Consider the following 22,717-nt stretch of genomic DNA (forward strand, 5'->3'; position numbering starts at 1 on the left):
GTCCCCACTCCGGTAGCCCGGCCTCGGGCGTGCCCTATCCCGCGCCGTACTCCGGCGGGCCCTACTCCGGCGGCCCGGCCTCGGGCGTGCCCTATCCGGCGCCGTATTCCGGCGGGCCCTACTCCGGGGGGCCGTATCCGGGGCATCCGGGCCAGCCGGGGGCGTTCGGGGCGTACCCGGGACAGCAGTCACCGGCGGTCGGGCCGTACCCCGGTGGTGGGCCGGCCTTCCCGGGGTCGGCGCCGCCGGGTGCCTGGGCGCCGGCGCCGCCGGCGGTCGGCCCGCGGCCCGGACCGGTGCCGCCGCCTCCGCGCGAGCCGGCCCGGCCCCCGAAGCGGGTCGATCCGGTCCCCGGTACGCCCTTCGGCGTGGTCCACCTCGACGTGCCGCCGGTCACCTCCGGCCTGGCCGTGGGTTCGCTGGTGACCGGGATCGCGTCGATCCTCGTGTCGCTGCTGGTCTTCTGCTTCGGCTTCGGCGGTGCCAACCTGGGCGGGGCGTGGGCGGCGGGTGCCTTCACCGTGCTCGGCGCGGTGGCCGGTACGGCCGCGATCGTCGCCGGTCTGCTCGCCCGCCGGCAGATCCGCCGGCTCGCGCCGCCGCCGGCCGTGCGCTTCACCGGCCGGGGGCTCGCGGTGGCCGGTCTGAGCTGCGGCGGAGCGGGCCTGCTGCTCAGCCTGCTCGGGCTCGGGGTGGCGCTGGCGGTGCAGTTCGCGTGATCGTCATCACGCGGGCGGCCGTCGGTCGATCGGACCGCTCCGACGAGGACCGGGACATCGGGCCCGGTCGGGGCCGCCGGGTCGCCCGGCGGGCCGAGCCGGTACACTTGTCACCGTAGGTGCCCATCACGGGTGGGCAGGGACGACGGGTGAGGCCGGCGGACTGCGACGCAGTCGCCCGGACCGCTCCGTTTTGACCTGCGCGGCTGTGGTAGGTACTCTTTCCCCTTGCGCCCGGGCAAGCCCGGGCAACTCGTGCGTGCGCTGGAGCCGGTTCGACCGGTGATCGCGGGACGGCACGACAGAGCCAAGGATCCGGCGCTCGGTGAACCGCGTGCCGGTGACACAAATCCGGTGCGACGCGTGAGCGGCGGCAACGGGACCGTGATCCGGGCGACACGCCCGACCGCGGGTGCTGGGACCACCGTGAGGTGGACCCGGTTGGAAGGTAGGAGAGCCGTCCAAGAGGCCGGCTACGAGCAGACGGCGCGGTCGCTTCGCAGCGGCCGAAGGGAGCGGAGAAACCCGGTGCCCACCATTCAGCAGCTGGTCCGAAAGGGCCGCCAGGCCAAGACGACCAAGACCAAGACCCCGGCGCTGAAGGGATCCCCTCAGCGACGCGGCGTGTGCACCCGCGTGTACACCACCACCCCGAAGAAGCCGAACTCGGCGCTCCGCAAGGTCGCTCGTGTCAAGCTCAGCAGCCAGATCGAGGTGACCGCCTACATCCCGGGCGTCGGTCACAACCTGCAGGAGCACTCGATCGTGCTCGTCCGCGGCGGCCGGGTGAAGGACCTCCCCGGCGTGCGTTACAAGATCGTCCGCGGCTCGCTGGACACCCAGGGTGTCCGCAACCGCAAGCAGGCGCGCAGCCGTTACGGCGCGAAGAAGGAGAAGAGCTGACATGCCGCGTAAGGGACCCGCTCCGCGGAAGCCGCTGGTCGCTGACCCGGTGTACAACTCGCCCCTGGTCACCCAGCTGGTGAACAAGATCCTGCTGCGCGGCAAGCGTCAGCTCGCCGAGCGCATCGTGTACGCCGCCCTGGAGGGCTGCCGCGAGAAGAGCGGCACCGACCCGGTCGTCACCCTGAAGCGGGCGATGGACAACGTCAAGCCGACCCTCGAGGTCCGCAGCCGCCGTGTCGGTGGCGCGACCTACCAGGTGCCGGTCGAGGTCCGCCCCGCCCGCGCGACCACCCTCGGTCTGCGCTGGCTGGTGACCTACTCCAAGGCCCGTCGCGAGAAGACCATGGTCGAGCGGCTGATGAACGAGCTGCTGGACGCGAGCAACGGCCTCGGTGCCGCCGTCAAGCGGCGCGAGGACACGCACAAGATGGCCGAGTCCAACAAGGCCTTCGCGCACTACCGCTGGTAACACCCTGGTTCCGGCGCCCCCTCCGGGCGCCGGAACCGCCACCAGTTGAGTCGAGACGACGATAAGTAGGGATTGAAGTGGCCGCCGCAGACGCGCTCGCCAACGTACGCAACATCGGCATCATGGCGCACATCGATGCCGGTAAGACCACGACCACCGAGCGGATCCTGTTCTACACCGGTATCACGTACAAGATCGGTGAGGTTCACGAGGGCGCTGCCGTCATGGACTGGATGGAGCAGGAGCAGGAGCGTGGTATCACCATCACCTCCGCTGCTACCAAGTGTGAGTGGAAGGGCCACACGATCCAGATCATCGACACGCCCGGTCACGTCGACTTCACGGTCGAGGTCGAGCGGTCGCTGCGGGTGCTGGACGGTGCGGTCGCGGTCTACGACGGCGTCGCCGGCGTGGAGCCGCAGACGGAGAACGTCTGGCGTCAGGCCGACAAGTACCACGTCCCCCGGATGTGCTTCGTCAACAAGCTCGACCGGACCGGTGCCGACTTCTTCCGCTGCGTGCAGATGATGATCGACCGGCTCAACGCCACCCCGCTGGTCCTCCAGATCCCGATCGGGCTCGAGGGCGACCACATCGGCGTCGTCGACCTGATCAACATGCGCGCCCTCACCTGGCGCGGGGAGACCCAGAAGGGTGAGGACTACGCGATCGAGGAGATCCCGGCCGACCTGGCCGACTCCGCGGCCGAGTGGCGCGAGAAGCTGATGGAGACCCTGGCCGACGTCGACGACGCGATCATGGAGAAGTACCTGGAGGGCGAGGAGATCTCCGTCGAGGAGATCAAGGCCGCCATCCGGCGGGCCACCATCGCCAGCAAGGCCAACCCGGTGCTCTGCGGCTCGGCGTTCAAGAACAAGGGCGTGCAGCCCATGCTCGACGCCGTGGTCGACTTCCTGCCGTCGCCGCTGGACGTCCCGGCCATCGAGGGCACCGCCACCGACGGCGAGACCCCGCTGCAGCGGAAGCCGTCGAAGTCCGAGCCCTTCTCCGGTCTCGCCTTCAAGATCCAGACCGACAAGCACCTCGGCAAGCTCACCTACGTCCGGGTCTACTCCGGCGTGGTCGAGACCGGCACCCAGGTGGTCAACTCCACCAAGGACCGCAAGGAGCGCATCGGCAAGATCTACCAGATGCACGCCAACAAGCGGGAAGAGCGCGGCTCGGCCCAGGCTGGCGACATCATCGCGGTGCAGGGTCTCAAGCAGACCACCACCGGTGACACCCTCTGCGACCCGGCGAACCCGGTCATCCTGGAGTCGATGACCTTCCCCGAGCCGGTCATCGAGGTGGCCATCGAGCCGAAGACCAAGGCCGACCAGGAGAAGCTCAGCACCGCCATCCAGCGGCTGGCCGAGGAGGACCCGACCTTCCGCGTCAAGCTGGACGAGGAGACCGGTCAGACGGTCATCTCCGGCATGGGCGAGCTGCACCTGGACATCCTGGTCGACCGGATGCGCCGCGAGTTCAACGTCGAGGCGAACATCGGTAAGCCGCAGGTGGCGTACCGCGAGACGATCCGCCGCAAGGTGGAGAAGATCGAGTACACCCACAAGAAGCAGACCGGTGGCTCCGGCCAGTACGCCCGCGTCATCGTGAGCATCGAGCCGCTGCCGCTGGACAACGACTCGCCGACCTACGAGTTCGCGAACGCCGTCACCGGTGGCCGTATCCCCCGGGAGTTCATCCCTTCGGTGGACGCGGGTGCCCAGGACGCGATGCAGTACGGCATCATGGCCGGCTTCCCGCTGGTGGGTGTCAAGCTGACGCTGCTGGACGGCCAGTACCACGAGGTCGACTCGTCGGAAATGGCATTCAAGATCGCCGGCTCGATGGTGATGAAGGAGGCGGCCCGCAAGGCCGACCCCGCACTGCTCGAGCCGATGATGGCCGTTGAGGTCACCACTCCTGAGGAGAACATGGGTGACGTCATCGGCGACCTCAACTCCCGCCGCGGAATCATCCAGGCGATGGAGGAGCGCAGTGGCGCCCGCATCGTGAAGGCTCTGGTGCCGTTGTCGGAGATGTTCGGCTACGTCGGCGACCTGCGGTCGAAGACCCAGGGCCGGGCTAGCTACAGCATGCAGTTCGACTCCTACGCCGAGGTTCCGCAGAGCGTGGCGAAGGAGATCATCGCCAAGGCGACGGGTGAGTGACGCTCATCCGGATCTGATCCGATGATCCGAGGCTGGTCGCGGGAGGGAATCCCCGCCCGCGGCCACCTCGATCGGATTGCGTGAGACCGGGCCTGTAGGCTTCATCGCCGCAGAACCCACCAAGCTCTCCGGCCGTCAGGCCGGAAAGGCTGTCGACAGAGTCCTAAGCGCCGACTTGGCGCGCCGGGGCGAACGAACCAAGAAGTCCACAGGAGGACACCAGTGGCGAAGGCGAAGTTCGAGCGGACTAAGCCGCACGTCAACATCGGCACCATTGGTCACATCGACCACGGTAAGACGACGCTGACGGCGGCCATCACCAAGGTCCTGCACGACCAGTTCCCGGACCTCAACCCGTACACGCCGTTCGACGAGATCGACAAGGCGCCGGAGGAGAAGGCCCGCGGCATCACGATCTCCATCGCGCACGTCGAGTACCAGACCGAGGCGCGGCACTACGCGCACGTCGACTGCCCCGGGCACGCCGACTACATCAAGAACATGATCACCGGTGCCGCGCAGATGGACGGCGCGATCCTGGTGGTGGCGGCGACCGACGGCCCGATGCCGCAGACCCGCGAGCACGTGCTGCTGGCCCGTCAGGTCGGTGTGCCGTACATCGTCGTGGCGCTCAACAAGAGCGACATGGTCGACGACGAGGAGCTCCTGGAGCTCGTCGAGCTCGAGGTGCGCGAGCTGCTCTCCTCGCAGGAGTACCCGGGTGACGACCTGCCGGTCGTCCGGGTCTCGGCGCTGAAGGCCCTCGAGGGTGACCCCGAGTGGACCGGCAAGCTCATGGACCTCATGAACGCCGTCGACACCGCGATCCCGCAGCCGGAGCGCGAGACCGAGAAGCCGTTCCTCATGCCGATCGAGGACGTCTTCACGATCACCGGTCGTGGCACCGTGGTGACCGGCCGCGCCGAGCGTGGCATCCTCAAGCCGAACGAGGAGGTCGAGATCGTCGGTATTCGCGAGAAGTCGATGAAGACCACCTGCACCGGCATCGAGATGTTCCGCAAGCTGCTGGACGAGGCGCGGGCCGGTGAGAACGTCGGTCTGCTCCTGCGCGGTATCAAGCGCGAGGACGTCGAGCGCGGCATGGTCGTCATCAAGCCGGGCACCACGACCCCGCACACGGAGTTCGAGGCGACGGTCTACATCCTCTCCAAGGAGGAGGGCGGCCGGCACACCCCGTTCTTCCAGAACTACCGCCCGCAGTTCTACTTCCGGACCACGGACGTCACCGGCGTCGTCACGCTGCCCGAGGGCACCGAGATGGTCATGCCGGGCGACAACACCACCATGACGGTGAAGCTGATCCAGCCCATCGCCATGGAGGAGAACCTGAAGTTCGCGATTCGCGAGGGTGGTCGTACGGTCGGCGCGGGTCGCGTCACCAGCATCATCAAGTGAGTCGGGTAACCCCGATTAGCGTTGCCGCCGGTCGTGCGGCATACTAGTCAGGTTGCGTAACGACGGTCAGTGACCTGCGTCCGGTGAACGCTGGACCTCCGGGAGACTGACAGTCGCGCGCAGGGTGGTTGATCGCCCAGGCGGTCAACCACCCTCGCACGGCGTCCAGGTCGCGGTAACGCGATCGGCGCCATGACCCACCGCGTGGTCAGAGAATCGCTCCGGGCTCCCGGGGCGGAGCCTGGCCCGAGGGCGCGACACGCCCGACCGCGGGGGTCGGCGGAAGTGGGCCTGTACCAGCCGGTACAGGCGCCCGCAACACAGCGGCATCGAGAGAAGGAACAGAAGCCACCATGGCGGGACAGAAGATCCGCATCCGGCTCAAGGCCTATGACCACGAGGTCGTCGACTCCTCGGCTCGGAAGATCGTCGAGACGGTGACGCGTACCGGGGCGCAGGTCGCTGGCCCGGTGCCGCTGCCCACGGAGATCAACCGTTTCTGCGTTATCCGCTCGCCGCACAAGTACAAGGACTCGCGCGAGCACTTCGAGATGCGCACGCACAAGCGTCTGATCGACATCATCGACCCGACCCCGAAGACGGTCGACTCGCTCATGCGCCTCGACCTGCCGGCTGGCGTCGACATCGAGATCAAGCTGTAGGGACCGGACAAATGGACAGGCAAGTCAAGGGGATCCTGGGCGCAAAGCTCGGCATGACCCAGGTCTGGGACAACAACAAGGTTGTCCCGGTGACCGTGGTTCAGGCCGGCCCGTGCGTCATCAGCCAGGTTCGTAGCGCCGAGAAGGACGGTTACTCCGCGGTCCAGCTGGCGTACGGCACGATCGACCCGCGCAAGGTCAAGAAGCCGATCAGCGGGCACTACGCGAAGGCGGACGTCGCGCCGCGCCGGCACATCGTCGAGCTGCGCACCGCCGACGCCGCGGACTACTCGCTGGGCCAGGAGGTCACGGTCGAGGAGTTCCCGGCGGGCGTCACCATCGACGTCACCGGCAAGACCAAGGGCAAGGGCTACGCCGGCCCGATGAAGCGGCACGGCTTCCACGGTCTGCGCGCCAGCCACGGTGTCGAGCGCAAGCACCGCTCGCCCGGCTCGATCGGCGCCTGCGCCACCCCGGGTCGCGTCTTCAAGGGCACCCGGATGGCGGGCCGGATGGGTGGCGTGCGCTACACCGTCCAGAACCTGACCGTCCAGGCGGTCGACACCGAGAACAACCTCCTGCTCGTCCGCGGTGCCATTCCCGGCCCCAAGGGTGCGCTGGTCCTGGTCCGTACCGCGGCCAAGACCAAGGTGAAGAAGGGCGGTGCGGCCAAGTGACCACCGTTGACGTCCGCAACGTCGAAGGCGCCAAGAGCGGCTCCGTGGAGCTGCCGGCCGACATCTTCGACGTCCAGGCCAACGTTGCGCTGATGCACCAGGTCGTGGTGGCCCAGCTCGCGGCCGCCCGCCAGGGCACGCACAAGGTCAAGACCCGCGGCGAGGTCGCCGGCGGCGGCAAGAAGCCGTACAAGCAGAAGGGCACCGGTCGTGCCCGGCAGGGCTCGATCCGCGCGCCGCAGTTCGCCGGCGGTGGCGTGGTCCACGGCCCGGTGCCGCGCGACTACAGCCAGCGCACCCCGAAGAAGATGAAGGCCGCCGCCCTGCGTGGCGCCCTCTCCGACCGGGCGCGTGCCGGCCAGGTGCACGTCGTCGAGGCGTTCGTCTCGGGCGAGAAGCCGTCGACCAAGGCCGCGCTGGCCACGCTCACCAAGCTCACCGGGGCCCGTCGGGTCCTGGTCGTGCTGAGCAGCACCGACGAGCTGAACTGGGTGTCGCTGCGGAACCTGCGCAACGCGCGGGACAGCCGGGTGCACCTCATCGAGGCCGGCCAGCTCAACACGTACGACGTGCTGGTGGCCGACGACGTGGTCTTCACCAAGGACGCCCTGGACGAGTTCCTGGGTGTTCCCGCCGAGACCACCGAGGAGGGTGGCAAGTGAGCACGATCGCCGATCCGCGCGACATCATCGTCGCGCCGGTCGTCTCGGAGAAGAGCTACAGCGAGCTGAACCGGAACTGGTACACCTTCCTGGTGCACCCGGACGCCAACAAGACCGAGATCAAGATCGCTATCCAGCAGATCTTCAACGTCCGCGTCCTGACGGTCAACACGCTCAACCGCGAGGGCAAGCGCAAGCGCACCAAGACCGGGTTCGGTCAGCGCAAGTCGACCAAGCGGGCGATCGTGAAGCTGGCTGACGGTGACCGTATCGAGGCCTTCGGCGGCCCGGTCAGCTGAGGGGTGTAGACAATGGCTATTCGTAAGTACAAGCCGACGACGCCGGGCCGGCGTGGCTCGAGCGTCGCCGACTTCGCCGAGATCACCCGGTCAACGCCCGAGAAGTCGCTGCTGGCTCCGCTGCCGAAGAAGGGCGGACGCAACGCCCACGGCCGGATCACCACGCGCCACCACGGTGGCGGCCACAAGCGCCAGTACCGTCTGATCGACTTCAAGCGGGTCGACAAGGACGGCGTGCCGGCGAAGGTCGCGCACATCGAGTACGACCCGAACCGCACCGCGCGTATCGCGCTGCTGCACTACGCCGACGGCGAGAAGCGCTACATCCTCGCGCCGAAGGACCTGAAGCAGGGCGACGCGGTCGAGTCGGGCCCGGGTGCCGACATCAAGCCGGGCAACAACCTGCCGCTGCGCAACATCCCGGTCGGTACCACCATCCACAACGTGGAGCTGCGTCCGGGTGGCGGCGCCAAGCTGGCCCGTTCGGCCGGCGTCGGCATCCAGCTGCTCGGCCGTGAGGGCGTGTACGCGACCCTCCGTATGCCCTCCGGTGAGATCCGGCGGGTGGACGTGCGCTGCCGCGCCAGCATCGGCGAGATCGGCAACGCCGACCAGTCGAACATCAACTGGGGTAAGGCCGGCCGCATGCGGTGGAAGGGCAAGCGCCCGACCGTCCGTGGTGTGGCGATGAACCCGGTCGACCACCCGCACGGTGGTGGTGAGGGTAAGACCTCCGGCGGTCGCCACCCGGTCAACCCGCAGGGTAAGCCCGAGGGCCGTACCCGTCGTAAGGGCCAGCCGAGCGACCGGCTGATCGTCCGCCGCCGCTACGCCACGCGTAAGCGCGGCTGAGGGAGATAAGACATGCCTCGCAGCCTGAAGAAGGGCCCGTTCATCGACGACCACCTGCTCAAGAAGGTGGAGACGCAGAACGAGAAGGGCTCGAAGAACGTCATCAAGACCTGGTCGCGGCGCTCGACGATCATCCCCGAGATGCTGGGGCACACGATCGCCGTGCACGACGGACGCAAGCACGTCCCGGTGTTCGTGACCGAGGCCATGGTCGGGCACAAGCTCGGCGAGTTCGCGCTGACCCGCACGTTCAAGGGTCACGAGAAGGACGACCGGAAGAGCCGCCGGCGCTGACGCCGCGGGCATACGGATAGAGGAACAAGGGGTTACAGCGATGCCAGGAAAGGGCGACGCTCCGGTGCTTCCGGGCGCGCGGGCGGTTGCGCGGCACGTGCGCATCTCGCCGATGAAGGCGCGCCGGGTGGTCAACCTCGTCCGCGGCCTGCCCGCGAAGGAGGCGCTCACGGTGCTGCAGTTCGCGCCGCAGGCTGCGAGCGAGCAGGTGTACAAGGTGCTCGCGAGCGCGATCGCCAACGCGGAGAACAACGAGCGGCTGGACCCCGATGCGCTGCTCGTCAGCGAGGCGTTCGTCGACGAGGGCCCGACGATGAAGCGGTTCCGGCCGCGTGCGCAGGGCCGGGCGTACCGGATCCGCAAGCGCACGTGCCACATCACCGTGGCGGTGGAGGCGGTCGCTGCGGCGACGCCGAAGAAGGCCTCGGCGAAGAAGGCCGCCCCGGCGAAGCAGGCTGAGGCCGCTGCGACGGAGAGCAAGACGGAGGGTGCCGAGTAATGGGTCAGAAGGTTCACCCCACTGGGTTCCGGCTCGGCATCTCGACCGACTGGAAGTCCCGCTGGTTCGCGGACAAGCTCTACAAGGACTACATCGGCGAGGATGTCAAGATCCGCCGGATGATGTCCAAGGGCCTGGAGCGCGCCGGCATTTCCAAGGTCGACATCGAGCGCACCCGGGACCGGGTCCGCGTCGACATCCACACCGCCCGGCCGGGCATCGTCATCGGCCGTAAGGGTGCGGAGGCCGACCGGATCCGCGGCGAGCTCGAGAAGCTCACCGGCAAGCAGGTGCAGCTGAACATCATCGAGGTCAAGAACCCCGAGTCGGACGCGCAGCTGGTTGCCCAGGGCGTCGCCGAGCAGCTCTCCAGCCGGGTCAGCTTCCGTCGGGCCATGCGCAAGGCGATGCAGTCGGCGATGAAGAACCCGGTCTGCAAGGGCATCCGGGTTCAGGTCTCGGGTCGCCTCGGCGGCGCCGAGATGAGCCGGACCGAGTTCTACCGCGAGGGCCGGGTTCCGCTGCACACGCTGCGGGCCAACATCGAGTACGGCTTCTTCGAGGCCCGTACCACCTTCGGCCGGATCGGCGTGAAGGTCTGGATCTACAAGGGCGACGCCGTCCCGGGCCGGGAGACTCCGGCCGAGGCGGCTCCGTCGCGCGGACCGCGCCGTGACCGCGGCGACCGGCCCGAGCGGCCGCGTCGTGGCCGGTCGGGTTCGTCGGGTACGACCGCCGGTGGCACCGAGGCCGGCCGGGCTGCCGCGACCACCATCGCGCAGCAGGCCGAGACGCCGGCCGGCGAGCCGGTCGACGCCGGGGCTGTCGCCGCGGCCGCCACTCAGCCGGCAGAAACGCAGCAGGAGGGCTGACAGATGCTGATGCCGCGCAAGCCCCCGAAGGGCTTCCGCAAGCCGCACCACCCGGACCGCCACGGCGCGTCCAAGGGTGGTAACCGGGTGGTGTTCGGCGAGTTCGGGATCCAGGCTCTCGAGCCGGCGTACGTGACCAACCGCCAGATCGAGTCGGCGCGTATCGCGATGACCCGTCACATCAAGCGTGGCGGCAAGGTCTGGATCACGATCTTCCCGGACCAGGCCCTCACCAAGAAGCCGGCCGAGACCCGGATGGGTTCCGGTAAGGGTTCGCCCGAGTGGTGGGTCGCCAACGTCAAGCCGGGGCGGGTTCTCTTCGAGATGTCCTTCCCCAACGAGCAGATCGCGCGAGAGGCGATGCGTCGCGCGATCCACAAGCTCCCGATGAAGTGCCGCATTGTTACGCGCGAAGTGGGTGAATCCTGATGGCAGCGGGCGTCAAGCCTTCCGAGCTGCGTGAGCTCTCCGAGGAGGAGCTGGTCACGAAGCTGCGTGAGGCCAAGGCGGAGCTGTTCAACCTCCGCGTGCAGGCCGCAACCGGGCAGCTGGACAACAACCGGCGGCTGCAGGTCATCCGTCGGGAGATCGCCCGGATCTACACGATCATGCGTGAGCGTGAGCTGGGTCTCTCGGCCGCGCCGACTGAGGTGACTGCATCATGAGTGAGAACACCACCACCACCGCTGACGCGCGGGCCCGCCGTAAGGTGCGTGAGGGCCTCGTGGTCAGCGACAAGATGGAAAAGACCGTCGTGGTCGAGGTCGAGGACCGGGTCAAGCACGCGCTGTACGGCAAGATCATGCGCCGGACGCGCAAGCTGAAGGTGCACGACGAGCAGAACTCCGCCGGGATCGGCGACCGGGTCCTGATCATGGAGACCCGGCCGCTCTCCGCCACCAAGCGCTGGCGGCTCGTGGAGATCCTCGAGAAGGCCAAGTAGCGAAGGCTCGAGCTCGGCCGGCAAGGTCGGGCGCAGGTTCCGCCAGGCTCCGGCCGCCTCCGGGCGGCCGGAGAACCGGCAGACATAGGAGATAGACGTGATTCAGCAGGAGTCGCGACTGCGCGTCGCCGACAACACGGGTGCCCGGGAGATCCTGTGCATCCGGGTTCTCGGTGGCTCCGGTCGGCGCTACGCGAGCATCGGCGACGTCATCGTGGCCACCGTCAAGGACGCGATCCCCGGTGCCGGTGTGAAGAAGGGCGACGTCGTCAAGGCCGTCGTCGTTCGCACCGCCAAGGAGAAGCGGCGGCCTGACGGTTCGTACATCCGCTTCGACGAGAACGCCGCCGTCATCATCAAGGACGGCGGGGACCCGCGCGGTACCCGTATCTTCGGCCCGGTGGGCCGGGAGCTCCGGGACAAGCGGTTCATGAAGATCATCTCTCTCGCGCCGGAGGTGTTGTGACCGTGAAGGTCAAGAAGGGCGACACGGTCGTCGTCATCGCCGGCAAGGACAAGGGTGCCAAGGGTAAGGTCATCGCGGCCTACCCGCGGCAGGACAAGGTCCTGGTCGAGGGCGTGAACCGGGTCAAGAAGCACACCCGCATCAGCACCACCCAGCGTGGCGCCAAGACCGGTGGCATCGTCACCCAGGAGGCCCCGATCCACGTCTCGAACGTGCAGGTCCTGGACTCCGACGGCAAGCCGACCCGCGTCGGTTACCGGATCGACGACAACGGCCAGAAGGTCCGCATCGCGCGTAGCACCGGTAAGGACCTGTGATGACCACGGCTACCGAAACGAAGACCATGCCGCGCCTCAAGGAGCGGTACCGCAACGAGATCGTGGCGCAGCTGCAGGAGCAGCACAACTACGGCAACCCCATGCAGGTGCCGCGGTTGGTCAAGATCGTCGTCAACATGGGTGTCGGCGAGGCCGCTCGGGACGCCAAGCTGATCGACGGCGCGGTCCGCGACCTGGCCACGATCACCGGCCAGAAGCCGCAGGTGCGACGGGCGACCAAGTCCATCGCGCAGTTCAAGCTGCGTGAGGGCATGCCGATCGGCGCGAAGGTCACCCTGCGGGGCGACCGGATGTGGGAGTTCCTGGACCGGCTGCTCTCCATCGCGCTGCCGCGTATCCGCGACTTCCGCGGTCTGGACGGGCGCAAGCTCGACGGGCACGGCAACTACACGTTCGGTCTGACCGAGCAGTCGGTGTTCCACGAGATCGACCAGGACAAGATCGATCGCCAGCGGGGCATGGACATCACGGTGGTCACAACCGCCACGACCGACGACGAGGGCCGGGCGCTGCTCAAGCTCCTGGGCTTCCCGTTCAAGGAGAACTGAGATGGCCAAGAAGGCGCTGATCATCAAGGCGGCCGCGAAGCCGAAGTTCTCGGTTCGCGCGTACACCCGCTGCCAGCGGTGCGGGCGTCCGAAGGCGGTCTACCGCAAGTTCGGTCTCTGCCGGGTGTGCATCCGGGAGATGGCCCACCGCGGTGAGCTGCCCGGCGTGTCCAAGGCTTCCTGGTAATAGCTCGGCGCGCTCTGCGCGTTGGCTGAACTGTCTCTTCGCCGTAGGCCCCGGGCGTGCCCGGGGAACCCCGGCGAGAAAGGTTGACGAATTTCATGACGATGACCGACCCGATCGCAGACATGCTCACGCGTCTGCGTAACGCCAACCAGGCGTACCACGACCGGGTGACGATGCCGTACTCGAAGATCAAGGCGAACATCGCCGAGGTCCTCAAGTCCGAGGGTTACATCGCCACCTGGTCGGTCGAGGAGCCCGAGGAGGGCGCCGTCGGCAAGCGACTGGTCGTCGAGCTGAAGTACGGCCAGAACCGGGAGCGGAGCCTGGCCGGCATCAAGCGCGTGTCCAAGCCCGGTCTCCGGGTGTACGCCAAGTCGGACGGGCTCCCGCGGGTGCTCGGCGGGCTGGGCGTGGCGATCATTTCGACGTCCCAGGGGCTGCTCACCGACCGGCAGGCCCGCAAGCGGAGCGTTGGCGGGGAAGTCCTCGCCTTCGTCTGGTAACGGGAGACAGGTAGAAATGTCGCGTATTGGACGTAAGTCGATCCCGGTACCTTCCGGCGTCGACATCACGATCGAGGGCCAGACCGTCAAGGTCAAGGGCCCCAAGGGCGAGCTGTCGCACACCCTGGCCGAGCCGATCAAGGCGGAGCGGGGCGAGGACGGCCAGCTGCACGTCAACCGGCCGAACGACGAGCGCAAGGCCAAGGAGCTGCACGGCCTGAGCCGTACGCTGGTGGCCAACATGATCGTCGGCGTGACCGAGGGCTACCGCAAGAGCCTCGAGATCGCCGGTACCGGTTACCGTGTCACCGCCAAGGGCAAGGACCTGGAGTTCGCGCTCGGGTTCTCGCACCCGGTGCTGGTGCCCGCCCCGGACGGCATCACCTTCACGGTGGAGAAGCCGACCCTGTTCCACGTGGCCGGCATCGACAAGCAGCAGGTCGGTGAGGTTGCCGCCAACATCCGGAAGATCCGCCCGCCGGAGCCCTACAAGGGCAAGGGCGTGAAGTACCAGGGCGAGGTCATCCGCCGCAAGGCTGGAAAGGCAGGTAAGAAGTGAGCGCCACGCTGCTCAAGCGCCGCCGCGGCGTTGCCGCCAAGCGCGCCGTCGGCCGTGCGCGTCGACACTTCCGGGTCCGCAAGAACGTCAGCGGCACCGCCGAGCGTCCCCGCCTGGTCGTCACCCGCTCCCTGCGGCACATCGTCGCCCAGATCGTGGACGACACCAAGGGTCACACCCTGGCGTCGGCCTCGACCCTGGACGCCTCGCTGCGCGGCACCGAGGGCGACAAGAGCGCCCTGGCCGGCAAGGTGGGCGCCCTGCTCGCCGAGCGCGCCAAGGCCGCCGGCGTCTCGAAGGTCGTCTTCGACCGCGGTGGCAACCGGTACGCGGGGCGGGTCGCCGCGCTTGCCGATGCTGCCCGCGAAGCCGGGCTCGAGTTCTAGAAACCCCGTCACGAGAGAGAAGGAAGGCTGCTGATGCCAGGTCAACAGCGCCGTGGCGGCGGGTCCGGTGGCAACGAGGGTGGTCGCCGCGACAACCGCCGTGAGGGCGGCCGCGGAAACGCGCCCGTCGAGAAGACCCCGCACCTCGAGCGGGTCGTCGCGATCAACCGCGTCGCCAAGGTCGTGAAGGGTGGTCGTCGCTTCAGCTTCACCGCCCTGGTGATCGTGGGCGACGGCGACGGCACCGTCGGTGTGGGCTACGGAAAGGCCAAGGAGGTGCCCGCGGCGATCGCCAAGGGTGTCGAGGAGGCCAAGAAGCACTTCTTCAAGGTGCCGCGGATCGGTCAGTCGATCCCGCACCCGGTGCAGGGCGAGGACGCCGCCGGTGTGGTGCTGCTCAAGCCGGCCTCGGCCGGTACGGGTGTCATCGCCGGTGGTCCGGTTCGCGCCGTGCTGGAGTGCGCGGGCATCCACGACGTGCTCTCCAAGAGCCTCGGCTCGTCCAACCCGATCAACATCGTGCACGCCACGGTGGCGGCCCTGAAGGGGCTCGAGTCCCCGGAGCAGGTCGCGGCTCGTCGTGGTCTGCCGGTCGAGGACGTCGCGCCGGCCGCCATGCTGGCGTCGCGGGCGGGGGTGGCTTCCTGATGGCTCGCCTGAAGGTCACCCAGGTCCGGTCCGAGATCGGGACCAAGCAGAACCAGCGGCACTCGCTGCGTTCGCTCGGTCTCAAGCGGATCAACGACGTGGTGGTCAAGGAGGATCGTCCGGAGATCCGGGGCATGATCTTCGCGGTCAACCACCTCGTGAAGGTCGAGGAGGTCGAGTAATGACGATCAAGGTTCACCACCTGCGCCCGGCGCCCGGTGCCAAGACCGCCAAGACCCGCGTGGGTCGTGGTGAGGGCTCCAAGGGCAAGACCGCCGGTCGCGGTACCAAGGGTTCCAAGGCCCGGAAGAACATCTCGCCGGCGTTCGAGGGTGGGCAGATGCCCATCCACATGCGCCTGCCGAAGATGAAGGGCTTCAAGAACAAGTTCAAGGTCGTCTTCCAGGTGGTCAACCTGGACCGGCTCGCCGAGCTGTTCCCGAACGGCGGCCAGGTCGGCCCGCTCGAGATGGTCGAGGCCGGTGCGGTCCGCAAGGGCCAGCCGGTCAAGGTCCTCGGCACCGGCGACCTCGGCGGTGTGGCCCTCCAGGTGTCGGCGCAGGCGTTCAGCGCGTCGGCCAAGGAGAAGATCACTGCCGCCGGTGGTTCCGTCACCGAGCTGTAAGGCAGATACCATGGCGCCCGCTCAGTTGTCCGCAACTGGGCGGGCGCCATGGTCTACCGGCCACATGTGCGCCGGGTAACATCGGATTCGTTTTATGTAGCCGGGCACATCTGCCCGGACCGGGATCGGGCTGTTAGAGTCCCATCCCAGCTATGGATATCGGGCGCTCGCCCGGCACCCACCCCGACCCGCCAGGGATCACCGGCGGCCCGCCTCGCGCAGGAGGAAGAAGTTGCTGTCCGCCTTTCTCAGTGCGTTCCGTACGCCTGACCTGCGCAAGAAGCTGCTGTTCACAGTAGGCATCATTGCGGTCTACCGGTTGGGCGCGACCCTGCCCAGCCCGGGTGTGTCGTACGGCAACGTGCAGAAGTGTCTCGACACCCTCCAGGGCAGCGGCACCGGTGTGCTGAACCTGCTCGACCTCTTCTCCGGTGGCGCGCTGCTGCAGCTGTCGGTCTTCGCGCTGGGCATCATGCCCTACATCACCGCGTCGATCATCCTGCAGCTGCTGACGGTGGTCATCCCGCGGCTGGAGCAGCTCCGCAAGGAGGGCCAGGCCGGGCAGGCGAAGATCACCCAGTACACCCGCTACCTGACCCTGGGCCTGGGCATCCTCCAGTCCTCGGCGTTCGTGGCGCTGGCCCGCTCCGGGCAGCTCTTCCAGAACCGCTGCGACCAGTTCCCGATCGTGCCGAAGGGCACCGGGATCCCGGACTGGCTGACGCTGACCATCCTGGTCATGACGATGACCGCCGGCACCGGCGTGGTGATGTGGCTCGGCGAGCTGATCACCGACCGGGGCGTCGGCAACGGCATGTCCGTCCTGATCTTCACCTCGATCGCGGCCCGCCTGCCCAGCGAGGGCTGGAAGATCAAGACCACCAAGGGCTGGGGGATGTTCTTCCTCGTCATCGCCCTGGTCCTGCTGGTCATCACCGCGGTCACCTTCATCGAGCAGGCGCAGCGCCGGATCCCGGTGCAGTACGCCAAGCGCATGATCGGCCGGCGGATGTACGGCGGCACCTCCACCTACATCCCGCTCAAGGTGAACCAGGCCGGCGTCATCCCGGTCATCTTCGCCTCGTCGCTGCTCTACCTGCCGCAGCTCGCGCTCCAGTTCTTCGACCAGAACAACCCGGGCAAGACCCAGGCCTGGATCCAGAACCACATCGTGAAGGCGAGCGCGCCGGAGCACATCGCGATCTACTTCCTGCTGATCATCTTCTTCACGTACTTCTACGTGTCCATCACGTTCAACCCGACCGAGGTCGCGGACAACATGAAGAAGTACGGCGGCTTCGTGCCGGGCATCCGCCCGGGCAAGCCGACCGCGGAGTACCTCGACTTCATCCTCAGCCGGATCACCCTGCCGGGCGCGCTCTACCTGGGCATCATCGCGATCCTGCCGAACTTCTTCTTCATCTGGCTGGACAACCAGCAGTTCCAGAACTTCCCGTTCGGCGGCACCGCTGTGCTCATCATGGTCGGCGTCGGTCTGGAGACCGTGAAGCAGATCGAGAGCCAACTCATGCAGCGGAACTACGAAGGGTTCCTGCGGTAGATGCGACTCGTTCTGGTTGGCCCGCCGGGTGCGGGCAAGGGCACGCAGGCGGAGTTCATCGCCGCCCACCTCTCGGTGCCGAAGATCTCCACCGGTGACATCTTCCGGGCCAACGTCACCCAGGGCACGCCCCTGGGTGTCGAGGCCAAGCGGTACATGGACGCCGGCAAGCTGGTCCCGGACGATGTCACGATCAACATGGTGCGGGACCGGCTCGCCGAGCCGGACGCCGCCGAGGGCTTCCTGCTCGACGGCTTCCCGCGTACCACGCCGCAGGCCGCTGAACTGGACAAGCTCCTGGCCGACCTCGGCACCGCACTGGACCTGGTGCTGGAGCTGGTCGTCGACGACGACGAGGTGATCCGGCGGCTCTCCGGCCGGCGTACCTGCCGGGGCTGCGGCAAGATCTGGCACGTCGAGTTCGACGCCACCACGCGTGAGGGCATCTGCGACCGCTGCGGCGCCGAGCTGTTCCAGCGCGACGACGACAAGCCGGAGACGATCGCCGCCCGCCTGCGGGAGTACGCCGAGAAGACCGCTCCGCTGGTCGACTACTACGGCGCCCAGGGCAAGCTGGTCGGCATCGACGCGACCGGGCCGGTGGAGGACGTCACCGTCCGCGCCATAGACGCCCTGCGCTCGTACGGCGGCTGACGGCCCGCCGGCCTCCCGGCGGATAGAGTGCGAACAGCGGGGTACGTCCGACGTGCCCCGCTGTTCCGCGCGACGAAAGGTAACGGCTCCATGCGTCGTCCCCAGCTGGACATCCAGCTGAAGACCCCCGACCAGATCGAGCAGATGCGCGCCGCCGGCCTGGTGGTCGCCCGCGCGCTGCGTCGGATGCGGGAGGCCGTCGCCCCCGGGGTGAGCACCGCCGACCTGGACGCGATCGCCGAGGCCACCATCCGCGAGGCCGGCGCCGTCCCGTCCTTCAAGGGCTACCACGGCTTTCCGGCGTCGATCTGCTCGTCGGTCAACGAGCAGGTGGTGCACGCGATCCCGTCGCCGCAGCAGGTGCTCAGCGAGGGCGACCTCATCTCCATCGACTGCGGCGCGGTGCTGAACGGCTGGCATGGCGACGCCGCGATCACGGTCGGGGTCGGCGAGGTCGACCCCGCCCTGCTGAAGATGGCGTCGGTCGCCGAGGACGCGATGTGGGCCGGCATCGCCGCCGCGGCGCGCGGCGCCGCGAACGGCCGGGGCCGGCTCACCGACATCTCGCACGCGGTGGAGACCGCCGTCCGTAAGGGCGGCCGCTACGGCATCGTCGACGGGTACGGCGGGCACGGCATCGGCACCGAGATGCACCAGGACCCGCACGTGCTCAACCACGGGCGTCCGGGCAAGGGTCCCCGGCTGGTGCCGGGACTGGCGCTGGCGATCGAGCCGATGATCACGATGGGCTCGCCGCGGACCGAGGAACTGGCCGACGGCTGGACCGTGGTCACCCGGGACGGGTCGATGGCGGTGCACGTCGAGCACTCGATGGCGCTGCTGGACGACGGGGTCTGGGTGCTCACCGCCGAGGACGGCGGGCGGGCTCGCCTCGGCGACCTCGTCACCTCCCGTCAGCCGGCCGCCTCTCCGGCGGTCTGACCCGACGGCCAACGGCCTCGTCGGCCTGCCGGACCGCTCCCGTGCGGCCGGATACCGTTCGCGCCGCTGCGTGGGAGGCTTCCGCCCGGCGGGCGGCGGTGCGCGGGTCCGCTGGCTCCGGGCTGTTCCGCGCGGCCCTGACCAGGACGATCCTCGGCGTCGGCCCCAAGGTCACTTGTCGGCTGCGCCGGCTAAGGCGGCCGGCCGGCATCCGCGAAGTCCCGATCGTCGACCGGGCCTGCGGTGACCGGGGTGCTCGGCGCGGCGTGCGCAGCGGCAGTGCGGTCGGCGGCGGCCGAGGCGATCGGCCGACCCGGAGTCGCGACGAGCACGACGCCGGTTCGGTGCGACGCTACGAGTCTGATGTCGTAGATGAATCGGTCGGGCCCGGTCCGTCGGGGCGAGGTCCGTCTTCGGCCGGGGCGGTCAGGTCGGATCTGCCCGGGCGTTTGGCCCCAGCCGGCGGGCGTGGCCGGCGCGCAGCTTCGTTGACGGCGCGATTCATCTACGACATCAAACCTGTAGGCGTCTTGCCGGGCCAGGGGTGAGGGGGCGAACCTGGTTCGGGGTCGGCCCTGGCGTGCCCGGCCGGGTGGGCTGGCCGGGTGGCCGGGCCGCCAGGTGAGGGGCCGGGCAGGCGCACCTGGGTCGGGGCCGGTCTTCGGGGGCGGGTCGGCTGGCCGAGGCGCTGGCCTGCCGCGTGGTGGACCGCTTCGTCGGCGCGGGTGCGGGCGGTGGACGGTGGCGGGGCGGTGGCATGCTTGCCGACATGGACGGGCGGGACGGCATGCGGGCGGCCGACGCGGACCGGCAGGAGACGGCGGAACGGCTCCGGGTCGCGCTGGAGGAGGGCCGGATCGACCTCTACGAGTACGACGAGCGGCTCCAGCGGGCGTACGGGGCGAAGACCTACGGCGAGCTGGCCGGGGTGCTGGCGGACCTGCCCGGCCCCGCTCCCGTGGAGCGCTCCGGGGTGGTGCCCCGGCAGCCCGAGGCCGAGCCGGCGGTGAGCGGGGTCACGCCCCATCCGGTGGTGTCGGCCGGGGGCGGTACGACGGCCGGGTGGCTGGTCGAGGCCTGGCTGCCGTGGCTTCGGGTGGCCGCGATCCTGACCGCGATCTGGTTGTTCAGCTCGCTCGGCAGCCGGCACCTCGCGTACTTCTGGCCGATCTGGGCGCTCGGGCCGTGGGGTGCGGTGCTCCTGTTCCGGACCGCCGGCGGGCTGGCCACCGGGGCTCCGGGGCGGGACGCCGAGCGGCGGGCGCGGCGCCGTGCCGAACGACACGAGCGTCGCCGGGCCCGGCGGTCGGGCCGGCGGTAGCGCCGGACCGGGCACGAGCGGTCGGGGGTGGCGCGGGTGACAGCGGTACGGTTGCCGCGGCACCGCCACCTGCTGGCCGTCCGGGTGTCCGTTTTACCCGGCCGGATGACCGGCCGGGTGGCCGGTTTGGCGACGGCGCGCAGGCGGGCGTACACTTTCTGATCGGCGCACAGCGTCCACTCCGGCATGCCCACCCTGCGCTTCGGTGGGAGTCGGAGCCGCGGCTGGCTCGAGCCATCTGATCTTGATCAGGGCTCGTGTAAGACGTTGTGGGCCGTCCGGAGTAACCGACGTCAGGACAGCGGAGGACATGCCGAAAAAAGACGGAGCCATCGAGATCGAGGGTCGGGTCATCGAGCCCCTGCCGAACGCCATGTTCCGGGTGGAGCTCGCGAACGGTCACAAGGTGCTGGCTCACATCAGTGGCAAGATGCGGCAGCACTACATCCGCATCCTGCCGGAGGACCGTGTCGTCGTCGAACTCTCGCCGTACGACCTGACCCGCGGGCGCATCGTCTACCGCTACAAGTAATCCTGACGACGGCCGGGAAGTCCCCGTGTCCGTCTTCGACGTCCGGCGTCGCGCCTGCGCGCCTCCGGGCCAGATGGGAAGTAAGGCAACCGTGAAGGTCAAGCCGAGCGTCAAGAGGATCTGCAACAAGTGCCGGGTCATTCGCCGGCACGGCCGGGTCATGGTCATCTGCACCGACCCGCGCCACAAGCAGCGCCAGGGCTGAACCAGTCCCACCGGTCGTGAACGGCCGGTCGGATCGGCCCGGGTGTCGTAGATCCCGAAACACATCACCAAGCTCGTTCCAGCCACGAGCGGTACGCAGCGCGTACTCAATCGTGGTTGACCCCCGGTCGGAGGCCGGGGCCCGCTCGGGCAGCGACCGATCCCGGTCGCCGGCGCTGATCGCGTCGGAAGGACGGGACGGTCGGTAGCGGGGTGGGACGGGTCCACACCTCCGCCACACATCACGAGGAGTACGCCCGCACATGGCACGTCTAGTCGGCGTCGACCTCCCCCGCGAGAAGCGGATGGAGATCGCGCTCACCTACATCTTCGGGGTCGGTCGTACCCGTGCCCTGGAGACGCTCGCTGCGACCGGCATCTCGCCGGACAAGCGGGTCCGGGACCTCACGGACGAGGAGCTGGTCCAGCTCCGGAACCACATCGAGGGCAACTACAAGGTTGAAGGCGACCTGCGCCGCGAGGTCGCTGCTGACATCCGCCGCAAGGTCGAGATCGGCTGCTACGCCGGCATCCGGCACCGCCGCGGTCTGCCGGTGCGCGGTCAGCGCACCAAGACCAACGCGCGTACCCGTAAGGGCCCGAAGCGGACCGTGGCCGGCAAGAAGAAGCCCGGCAAGAAGTAATAGGAGCGCAGAAGACTTATGCCACCGAAGGCTCGTGCCGGAGCCGCCGTCAAGAAGGTCCGGCGCAAGGAACGCAAGAACGTCGCCCACGGGCAGGCGCACATCAAGAGCACCTTCAACAACACCATCGTGTCGATCACCGACCCGACCGGTGCGGTCATCTCCTGGGCCTCGTCCGGCCAGGTGGGCTTCAAGGGCTCCCGCAAGTCGACTCCGTTCGCCGCGCAGCTGGCCGCCGAGGCCGCCGCGCGTCGGGCCATGGAGCACGGCATGCGGAAGGTCGACGTGTTCGTCAAGGGCCCCGGCTCCGGCCGGGAGACCGCCATCCGTTCGCTGCAGGCCGCCGGGCTGGAGGTCGGGCAGATCTCCGACGTCACGCCGCAGCCGCACAACGGATGCCGTCCGCCCAAGCGTCGCCGGGTCTGAGAGGTAGAGAGAGATGGCTCGTTACACCGGTGCTGACTGCCGCCGTTGCCGGCGGGAGAAGATGAAGCTGTTCCTCAAGGGCAGCAAGTGCGATGGTCCGAAGTGCCCGTTCGAGTCCCGGCCGTTCCCGCCCGGGCAGCACGGCCGCGGCCGCACCAAGGAGACGGAGTACCTGCTCCAGCTCCGGGAGAAGCAGAAGGCCCGTCGTGTCTACGGCGTGCTGGAGAAGCAGTTCCGCGGCTACTACGAAGAGGCCGTGAACAAGAAGGCCAAGACGGGTGAGGTTCTGCTGCAGATCCTCGAGTCGCGGCTGGACAACGTGGTCTACCGGGCCGGCTACGCCAAGTCCCGGGACATGGCCCGCCAGCTGGTCAAGCACGGTCACTTCACGGTGAACGGCAAGAAGGTCGACATCCCGTCGTACCGCGTCAAGGAGCACGACATCATCGAGGTCCGGGGCAAGAGCAAGGAGCTCACCCCGTTCATCGTGGCGGCGGCCGAGGCCGGCTCCAAGACCGTTCCGGCGTGGCTCGAGGCCATCCCCAGCCAGATGAAGGTTCTCGTGCACTCGCTCCCGGCCCGCCAGGTGATCGACACCCAGGTCCAGGAGCAGCTGATCGTCGAGCTCTACTCCAAGTAAGGGCTCGTTGCGGTGGTCCGCCCTCCGGGGCGGGCCACCGGAACAGTTTGTGTCGTGGGCGTCAAATAGCGGGCGCCCCGGAAGAGAAG

At 68.6% G+C, this 22,717-nt stretch carries 35 protein-coding genes; all 35 read left to right on the forward strand.

The window, feature by feature from the left end; translation table 11 throughout:
- The first annotated feature begins 296 nt into the window (after positions 1 to 296).
- The 35 genes from ABUL08_RS27415 (at position 297) to rpsD (ending at position 22,628) form a co-directional block, all read left to right on the forward strand.
- Positions 297 to 719, forward strand: coding sequence for a hypothetical protein (locus ABUL08_RS27415; protein WP_350938866.1), 423 nt, complete (start codon positions 297 to 299; stop codon positions 717 to 719).
- Positions 720 to 1,247: 528 nt separating this feature from the next.
- The gene (gene rpsL, locus ABUL08_RS27420) at positions 1,248 to 1,622 is read left to right on the forward strand and encodes a 30S ribosomal protein S12 (RefSeq protein WP_007465318.1); all 375 of its coding nucleotides are present in this window, start codon (positions 1,248 to 1,250) and stop codon (positions 1,620 to 1,622) included.
- Position 1,623: 1 nt separating this feature from the next.
- A complete protein-coding gene (gene rpsG / locus ABUL08_RS27425) occupies positions 1,624 to 2,094 on the forward strand; it encodes a 30S ribosomal protein S7 (RefSeq protein WP_091079418.1) in 471 nt (156 codons plus the stop codon).
- A 77-nt stretch (positions 2,095 to 2,171) separates the two neighbouring features.
- A complete protein-coding gene (gene fusA, locus ABUL08_RS27430; protein ID WP_350932925.1) occupies positions 2,172 to 4,268 on the forward strand; it encodes an elongation factor G in 2,097 nt (698 codons plus the stop codon).
- A 222-nt stretch (positions 4,269 to 4,490) separates the two neighbouring features.
- Positions 4,491 to 5,684, forward strand: coding sequence for an elongation factor Tu (tuf, locus tag ABUL08_RS27435; protein WP_242794491.1), 1,194 nt, complete (start codon positions 4,491 to 4,493; stop codon positions 5,682 to 5,684).
- A gap of 353 nt (positions 5,685 to 6,037) precedes the next feature.
- Positions 6,038 to 6,346 carry a 30S ribosomal protein S10 gene (rpsJ, locus tag ABUL08_RS27440; protein WP_007073037.1) on the forward strand — a complete coding sequence of 103 codons (309 nt, stop codon included), beginning with the start codon at positions 6,038 to 6,040 and terminating at the stop codon, positions 6,344 to 6,346.
- Positions 6,347 to 6,357: 11 nt separating this feature from the next.
- Positions 6,358 to 7,023, forward strand: coding sequence for a 50S ribosomal protein L3 (gene rplC, locus ABUL08_RS27445; RefSeq protein WP_350932926.1), 666 nt, complete (start codon positions 6,358 to 6,360; stop codon positions 7,021 to 7,023).
- Positions 7,020 to 7,685, forward strand: a complete 666-nt coding sequence (gene rplD, locus ABUL08_RS27450; RefSeq protein ID WP_350932927.1) for a 50S ribosomal protein L4 — start codon at positions 7,020 to 7,022, stop codon at positions 7,683 to 7,685. Before rplC ends, rplD begins: the two co-directional genes overlap by 4 nt.
- Positions 7,682 to 7,984, forward strand: coding sequence for a 50S ribosomal protein L23 (gene rplW, locus ABUL08_RS27455; protein ID WP_091317975.1), 303 nt, complete (start codon positions 7,682 to 7,684; stop codon positions 7,982 to 7,984). Before rplD ends, rplW begins: the two co-directional genes overlap by 4 nt.
- A gap of 12 nt (positions 7,985 to 7,996) precedes the next feature.
- Positions 7,997 to 8,836 carry a 50S ribosomal protein L2 gene (gene rplB, locus ABUL08_RS27460; RefSeq protein WP_350932928.1) on the forward strand — a complete coding sequence of 280 codons (840 nt, stop codon included), beginning with the start codon at positions 7,997 to 7,999 and terminating at the stop codon, positions 8,834 to 8,836.
- 12 nt (positions 8,837 to 8,848) lie between these two features.
- Positions 8,849 to 9,130, forward strand: coding sequence for a 30S ribosomal protein S19 (gene rpsS / locus ABUL08_RS27465; RefSeq protein ID WP_013735950.1), 282 nt, complete (start codon positions 8,849 to 8,851; stop codon positions 9,128 to 9,130).
- A gap of 40 nt (positions 9,131 to 9,170) precedes the next feature.
- Positions 9,171 to 9,629, forward strand: coding sequence for a 50S ribosomal protein L22 (gene rplV, locus ABUL08_RS27470; RefSeq protein WP_350932929.1), 459 nt, complete (start codon positions 9,171 to 9,173; stop codon positions 9,627 to 9,629).
- A complete protein-coding gene (gene rpsC / locus ABUL08_RS27475; protein WP_350932930.1) occupies positions 9,629 to 10,501 on the forward strand; it encodes a 30S ribosomal protein S3 in 873 nt (290 codons plus the stop codon). Before rplV ends, rpsC begins: the two co-directional genes overlap by 1 nt.
- Before the next feature lie 3 nt (positions 10,502 to 10,504).
- The gene (gene rplP / locus ABUL08_RS27480) at positions 10,505 to 10,930 is read left to right on the forward strand and encodes a 50S ribosomal protein L16 (protein ID WP_073834927.1); all 426 of its coding nucleotides are present in this window, start codon (positions 10,505 to 10,507) and stop codon (positions 10,928 to 10,930) included.
- Positions 10,930 to 11,166, forward strand: a complete 237-nt coding sequence (rpmC, locus tag ABUL08_RS27485) for a 50S ribosomal protein L29 (protein WP_013288628.1) — start codon at positions 10,930 to 10,932, stop codon at positions 11,164 to 11,166. Before rplP ends, rpmC begins: the two co-directional genes overlap by 1 nt.
- On the forward strand, positions 11,163 to 11,444 hold the full coding sequence (gene rpsQ, locus ABUL08_RS27490) for a 30S ribosomal protein S17 (RefSeq protein ID WP_350932931.1): 282 nt from the start codon (positions 11,163 to 11,165) through the stop codon (positions 11,442 to 11,444). The genes rpmC and rpsQ overlap by 4 nt, the downstream gene beginning before the upstream one ends.
- Positions 11,445 to 11,541: 97 nt before the next feature.
- Positions 11,542 to 11,910: a 50S ribosomal protein L14 gene (gene rplN / locus ABUL08_RS27495; protein WP_007073026.1), complete on the forward strand. Its 369-nt coding sequence runs from the start codon at positions 11,542 to 11,544 to the stop codon at positions 11,908 to 11,910.
- Complete coding sequence (rplX, locus tag ABUL08_RS27500; protein ID WP_007465276.1) at positions 11,907 to 12,227, forward strand: 50S ribosomal protein L24; 321 nt, start codon at positions 11,907 to 11,909, stop codon at positions 12,225 to 12,227. Before rplN ends, rplX begins: the two co-directional genes overlap by 4 nt.
- A complete protein-coding gene (rplE, locus tag ABUL08_RS27505; RefSeq protein ID WP_123240579.1) occupies positions 12,227 to 12,796 on the forward strand; it encodes a 50S ribosomal protein L5 in 570 nt (189 codons plus the stop codon). Before rplX ends, rplE begins: the two co-directional genes overlap by 1 nt.
- Position 12,797: 1 nt before the next feature.
- Complete coding sequence (locus ABUL08_RS27510) at positions 12,798 to 12,983, forward strand: type Z 30S ribosomal protein S14 (RefSeq protein ID WP_007465272.1); 186 nt, start codon at positions 12,798 to 12,800, stop codon at positions 12,981 to 12,983.
- Positions 12,984 to 13,078: 95 nt separating this feature from the next.
- Entirely contained in the window at positions 13,079 to 13,486 is a 408-nt protein-coding gene (rpsH, locus tag ABUL08_RS27515) for a 30S ribosomal protein S8 (RefSeq protein WP_018784557.1), read from the forward strand.
- Between the two features lie 16 nt (positions 13,487 to 13,502).
- On the forward strand, positions 13,503 to 14,045 hold the full coding sequence (gene rplF / locus ABUL08_RS27520; RefSeq protein WP_350932932.1) for a 50S ribosomal protein L6: 543 nt from the start codon (positions 13,503 to 13,505) through the stop codon (positions 14,043 to 14,045).
- Complete coding sequence (gene rplR, locus ABUL08_RS27525; RefSeq protein WP_088998360.1) at positions 14,042 to 14,431, forward strand: 50S ribosomal protein L18; 390 nt, start codon at positions 14,042 to 14,044, stop codon at positions 14,429 to 14,431. Before rplF ends, rplR begins: the two co-directional genes overlap by 4 nt.
- Positions 14,432 to 14,464: 33 nt before the next feature.
- Positions 14,465 to 15,079, forward strand: coding sequence for a 30S ribosomal protein S5 (gene rpsE, locus ABUL08_RS27530; protein WP_091290339.1), 615 nt, complete (start codon positions 14,465 to 14,467; stop codon positions 15,077 to 15,079).
- Positions 15,079 to 15,261, forward strand: coding sequence for a 50S ribosomal protein L30 (gene rpmD / locus ABUL08_RS27535; RefSeq protein ID WP_229400546.1), 183 nt, complete (start codon positions 15,079 to 15,081; stop codon positions 15,259 to 15,261). Before rpsE ends, rpmD begins: the two co-directional genes overlap by 1 nt.
- Positions 15,261 to 15,704, forward strand: coding sequence for a 50S ribosomal protein L15 (gene rplO / locus ABUL08_RS27540; RefSeq protein WP_350932933.1), 444 nt, complete (start codon positions 15,261 to 15,263; stop codon positions 15,702 to 15,704). Before rpmD ends, rplO begins: the two co-directional genes overlap by 1 nt.
- Positions 15,705 to 15,936: 232 nt before the next feature.
- Positions 15,937 to 17,265 carry a preprotein translocase subunit SecY gene (gene secY / locus ABUL08_RS27545; protein WP_350932934.1) on the forward strand — a complete coding sequence of 443 codons (1,329 nt, stop codon included), beginning with the start codon at positions 15,937 to 15,939 and terminating at the stop codon, positions 17,263 to 17,265.
- Positions 17,266 to 17,919 (forward strand): adenylate kinase, encoded by a 654-nt coding sequence (locus ABUL08_RS27550; RefSeq protein WP_350932935.1) that lies wholly within the window; start codon positions 17,266 to 17,268, stop codon positions 17,917 to 17,919. It begins immediately after the preceding gene.
- 90 nt (positions 17,920 to 18,009) lie between these two features.
- Positions 18,010 to 18,861, forward strand: coding sequence for a type I methionyl aminopeptidase (gene map, locus ABUL08_RS27555; RefSeq protein WP_350932936.1), 852 nt, complete (start codon positions 18,010 to 18,012; stop codon positions 18,859 to 18,861).
- Positions 18,862 to 19,630: 769 nt separating this feature from the next.
- Positions 19,631 to 20,182 (forward strand): DUF1707 SHOCT-like domain-containing protein, encoded by a 552-nt coding sequence (locus tag ABUL08_RS27560; protein WP_350932937.1) that lies wholly within the window; start codon positions 19,631 to 19,633, stop codon positions 20,180 to 20,182.
- A gap of 310 nt (positions 20,183 to 20,492) precedes the next feature.
- A complete protein-coding gene (gene infA / locus ABUL08_RS27565) occupies positions 20,493 to 20,714 on the forward strand; it encodes a translation initiation factor IF-1 (RefSeq protein WP_007073013.1) in 222 nt (73 codons plus the stop codon).
- A gap of 91 nt (positions 20,715 to 20,805) precedes the next feature.
- Positions 20,806 to 20,919, forward strand: coding sequence for a 50S ribosomal protein L36 (rpmJ, locus tag ABUL08_RS27570; protein ID WP_012184307.1), 114 nt, complete (start codon positions 20,806 to 20,808; stop codon positions 20,917 to 20,919).
- A 262-nt stretch (positions 20,920 to 21,181) separates the two neighbouring features.
- The gene (gene rpsM / locus ABUL08_RS27575; RefSeq protein WP_091290326.1) at positions 21,182 to 21,562 is read left to right on the forward strand and encodes a 30S ribosomal protein S13; all 381 of its coding nucleotides are present in this window, start codon (positions 21,182 to 21,184) and stop codon (positions 21,560 to 21,562) included.
- Between the two features lie 18 nt (positions 21,563 to 21,580).
- A complete protein-coding gene (gene rpsK, locus ABUL08_RS27580) occupies positions 21,581 to 21,988 on the forward strand; it encodes a 30S ribosomal protein S11 (protein ID WP_014440747.1) in 408 nt (135 codons plus the stop codon).
- A gap of 13 nt (positions 21,989 to 22,001) precedes the next feature.
- Positions 22,002 to 22,628: a 30S ribosomal protein S4 gene (gene rpsD / locus ABUL08_RS27585; protein WP_350932938.1), complete on the forward strand. Its 627-nt coding sequence runs from the start codon at positions 22,002 to 22,004 to the stop codon at positions 22,626 to 22,628.
- The last annotated feature ends 89 nt before the right edge of the window (positions 22,629 to 22,717 follow it).

The sequence above is a fragment of the Micromonospora sp. CCTCC AA 2012012 genome (assembly GCF_040499845.1).
Taxonomy (GTDB): domain Bacteria; phylum Actinomycetota; class Actinomycetes; order Mycobacteriales; family Micromonosporaceae; genus Micromonospora; species Micromonospora mangrovi.

Bases quoted from the DNA above. Each gene is read 5' to 3' on its own strand.
- rpsG (WP_091079418.1), top strand. From the start codon at position 1,624: ATGCCGCGTAAGGGACCCGCTCCGCGGAAGCCGCTGGTCGCTGACCCG.
- rpsJ (WP_007073037.1), top strand. From the start codon at position 6,038: ATGGCGGGACAGAAGATCCGCATCCGGCTCAAGGCCTATGACCACGAG.
- rplC (WP_350932926.1), top strand. From the start codon at position 6,358: ATGGACAGGCAAGTCAAGGGGATCCTGGGCGCAAAGCTCGGCATGACC.
- rplB (WP_350932928.1), top strand. From the start codon at position 7,997: ATGGCTATTCGTAAGTACAAGCCGACGACGCCGGGCCGGCGTGGCTCG.
- rpsS (WP_013735950.1), top strand. From the start codon at position 8,849: ATGCCTCGCAGCCTGAAGAAGGGCCCGTTCATCGACGACCACCTGCTC.
- rplV (WP_350932929.1), top strand. From the start codon at position 9,171: ATGCCAGGAAAGGGCGACGCTCCGGTGCTTCCGGGCGCGCGGGCGGTT.
- rpsC (WP_350932930.1), top strand. From the start codon at position 9,629: ATGGGTCAGAAGGTTCACCCCACTGGGTTCCGGCTCGGCATCTCGACC.
- rplP (WP_073834927.1), top strand. From the start codon at position 10,505: ATGCTGATGCCGCGCAAGCCCCCGAAGGGCTTCCGCAAGCCGCACCAC.
- rpmC (WP_013288628.1), top strand. From the start codon at position 10,930: ATGGCAGCGGGCGTCAAGCCTTCCGAGCTGCGTGAGCTCTCCGAGGAG.
- rpsQ (WP_350932931.1), top strand. From the start codon at position 11,163: ATGAGTGAGAACACCACCACCACCGCTGACGCGCGGGCCCGCCGTAAG.
- rplE (WP_123240579.1), top strand. From the start codon at position 12,227: ATGACCACGGCTACCGAAACGAAGACCATGCCGCGCCTCAAGGAGCGG.
- ABUL08_RS27510 (WP_007465272.1), top strand. From the start codon at position 12,798: ATGGCCAAGAAGGCGCTGATCATCAAGGCGGCCGCGAAGCCGAAGTTC.
- rpsH (WP_018784557.1), top strand. From the start codon at position 13,079: ATGACGATGACCGACCCGATCGCAGACATGCTCACGCGTCTGCGTAAC.
- rplF (WP_350932932.1), top strand. From the start codon at position 13,503: ATGTCGCGTATTGGACGTAAGTCGATCCCGGTACCTTCCGGCGTCGAC.
- rpsE (WP_091290339.1), top strand. From the start codon at position 14,465: ATGCCAGGTCAACAGCGCCGTGGCGGCGGGTCCGGTGGCAACGAGGGT.
- rpmD (WP_229400546.1), top strand. From the start codon at position 15,079: ATGGCTCGCCTGAAGGTCACCCAGGTCCGGTCCGAGATCGGGACCAAG.
- rplO (WP_350932933.1), top strand. From the start codon at position 15,261: ATGACGATCAAGGTTCACCACCTGCGCCCGGCGCCCGGTGCCAAGACC.
- ABUL08_RS27550 (WP_350932935.1), top strand. From the start codon at position 17,266: ATGCGACTCGTTCTGGTTGGCCCGCCGGGTGCGGGCAAGGGCACGCAG.
- map (WP_350932936.1), top strand. From the start codon at position 18,010: ATGCGTCGTCCCCAGCTGGACATCCAGCTGAAGACCCCCGACCAGATC.
- ABUL08_RS27560 (WP_350932937.1), top strand. From the start codon at position 19,631: ATGGACGGGCGGGACGGCATGCGGGCGGCCGACGCGGACCGGCAGGAG.
- infA (WP_007073013.1), top strand. From the start codon at position 20,493: ATGCCGAAAAAAGACGGAGCCATCGAGATCGAGGGTCGGGTCATCGAG.
- rpsM (WP_091290326.1), top strand. From the start codon at position 21,182: ATGGCACGTCTAGTCGGCGTCGACCTCCCCCGCGAGAAGCGGATGGAG.
- rpsK (WP_014440747.1), top strand. From the start codon at position 21,581: ATGCCACCGAAGGCTCGTGCCGGAGCCGCCGTCAAGAAGGTCCGGCGC.
- rpsD (WP_350932938.1), top strand. From the start codon at position 22,002: ATGGCTCGTTACACCGGTGCTGACTGCCGCCGTTGCCGGCGGGAGAAG.